Genomic DNA, 1,914 nt, shown 5'->3' on the forward strand with positions numbered 1-1,914 from the left:
GGTTTCTTTATGTACGTCCAGGCCGATAAAAAGGGTGCTAGGATTATTCATGTCGATCTCCTGTATCTGTTATGGCGTTTACCTAACAGTGTGGCACTGGCCGAGCTAACCCACGATAAACGCAGGAGGTCGACACTGTGCACAGGGAATCATTATGTCTAAGTGTTCCATACCAAATCTAACTAGGAGAGTTAAAAATGAAATTTGTATACTACATGACATACCCTATGATTCTAATCTATACCCTTGGAGAAACTCTACGAAGGGGTGTAGATTACTTTTCCATTAACGCTACAACAATGCTTGAGGATTACTCTGCCGCTGTATTTTTTATACTTGCAACTTGGGCTTGGGTCAAAGCCAACGAGAACGCTGAAAAGTTAATGTTGCTTGCTTGGGCTTATGCTGCAGGTGGAATGTTTGTCCCATTTTTCGCTCATTTGGAAGCGTTTTTACGCGGAGTGACTTTTAGAGAAGATCATATACATACTGATGTAGGTTCTATCGTGTTAAAAGGTAGTGTATGGGTTATTAGTGTCATTTGTTTGTTTATAGTAATGCGCAGCAATAAATCTCAGTACCCTAGCAGCTAAAGTATCCTTTGAAAGCACATACAAGAATTTAAAGCGGGACTGCTAACAGTTTGCTCGGTTTCGCTTCGCTACACATTTTAGCAAACTATTATCAGCCCCTTAAATGGGCGTTATGTGTTTCTCTAGAAAGGAGCTCTGAATGTTAGATTTGAGACCTAATTGTGAATGCTGTGATAAAGATTTACCTCCTGAATCTACGGAAGCAGTAATTTGCACATTCGAATGTACCTTTTGCCTTAGTTGCGCAGAATCGGTTTTAAACCATGTGTGCCCAAATTGTTCAGGTAACTTGGTTCAACGACCAATCCGTCCTTTAGCTGCATTAAAAAACAACCCTGCATCAACTAAACGTGTGTTAAAAGAAAATGGTTGTGTTACAAACACATAACAAGGGTTTTCAAGTCGGAAAAATTACTATTGGCTTGCGCTTCGCGCAGTATAGCCAACGCCAATTTTCCGCTTAAAACGGCGTTAGCCGTCATGGCACTTGCTTATACTAAAGTGATAGAATAGTATCACTTTAGTATTCCTTTGGAGCAGCTCTCATGAAAGTAGAACTTGTTACTTCTCTTAAACGTCAGGCAACGAAGATCCTTGCCGACCTTCATGACACAAAAGAACCCGTCTTAATTACGGAGCATGGCAAGCCATCTGCATATCTTGTTGATGTTGATGACTATGAGTTTATGCAAAATCGCTTAGCTATCCTCGAAGGTATCGCAAGAGGTGAGCGTGCTTTATCTGATGGTAAAGTAGTAAGTCATGAAGAAGCCAAGGACAAAATGTCAAAATGGCTGAAATAGTTTGGACTGAGCCAGCGTTATCAGATCTCAATGATATTGCTGAGTATATCGCCCTTGAAAACCTTTTGGCTGCAAAGCAGCTTGTTCAAATGGTATTTTCTAAAGTTGAACGTTTGGAAGATTTTCCTGAGTCCGGACGTATTCCCCCTGAGTTGGCACACTTAAGCTATCGTGAAGTTGTGGTCAGCCCGTGCCGTATTTTCTATAAATATGATGGAGATAGTGTGCATATTTTATTCGTCATGCGAACGGAGCGTGACTTGCGTAAGTTCTTAATCAGCAAGCAGTAACAGTCAGATTTGACGGCTAACAAGAGACTATGGCGTCAATAGTTAATTTACCACTTTTGGCGCTTCCCATAACGCTCCATTCCGCAGCATTGAGTTTAAGATAACAATCATCTTTCTGATGCATGCAATAATCGCTACTTTTTTGGGTTTCCCGGCTGCAACAAGGCGTTGATACGTTGCTTTGAAAACAGGGTTTGATTGAATAGCAGACATCATTGCCATGTATAA

Annotated in this window: 4 protein-coding genes and 1 pseudogene; 4 read left to right on the plus strand and 1 reads right to left on the minus strand. The window is 41.0% G+C overall.

Annotation, left to right across the window (positions count from 1 at the left end):
* Positions 1-197 precede the first annotated feature (197 nt).
* From D1Z90_RS20425 to D1Z90_RS20440, 4 genes are all read left to right on the plus strand, one after another.
* Positions 198-593 carry a hypothetical protein gene (locus D1Z90_RS20425; RefSeq protein ID WP_119912615.1) on the plus strand — a complete coding sequence of 132 codons (396 nt, stop codon included), beginning with the start codon at positions 198-200 and terminating at the stop codon, positions 591-593.
* 139 nt (positions 594-732) lie between these two features.
* Complete coding sequence (locus tag D1Z90_RS20430) at positions 733-981, plus strand: DUF1272 domain-containing protein (protein WP_119912616.1); 249 nt, start codon at positions 733-735, stop codon at positions 979-981.
* 157 nt (positions 982-1,138) lie between these two features.
* Positions 1,139-1,396, plus strand: coding sequence for a type II toxin-antitoxin system Phd/YefM family antitoxin (locus tag D1Z90_RS20435; RefSeq protein ID WP_119912617.1), 258 nt, complete (start codon positions 1,139-1,141; stop codon positions 1,394-1,396).
* On the plus strand, positions 1,384-1,686 hold the full coding sequence (locus D1Z90_RS20440; protein WP_119912618.1) for a type II toxin-antitoxin system RelE/ParE family toxin: 303 nt from the start codon (positions 1,384-1,386) through the stop codon (positions 1,684-1,686). Before D1Z90_RS20435 ends, D1Z90_RS20440 begins: the two co-directional genes overlap by 13 nt.
* A gap of 42 nt (positions 1,687-1,728) precedes the next feature.
* Here D1Z90_RS20440 and D1Z90_RS20445 read toward each other — a convergent pair.
* Positions 1,729-1,914, minus strand: a pseudogene (locus D1Z90_RS20445) (IS110 family transposase); the annotation flags it as partial.

The sequence above is a fragment of the Motilimonas pumila genome (genome assembly GCF_003596335.1).
In the GTDB taxonomy this organism is placed as follows: Bacteria; Pseudomonadota; Gammaproteobacteria; order Enterobacterales; family CBDFNC01; genus Motilimonas; species Motilimonas pumila.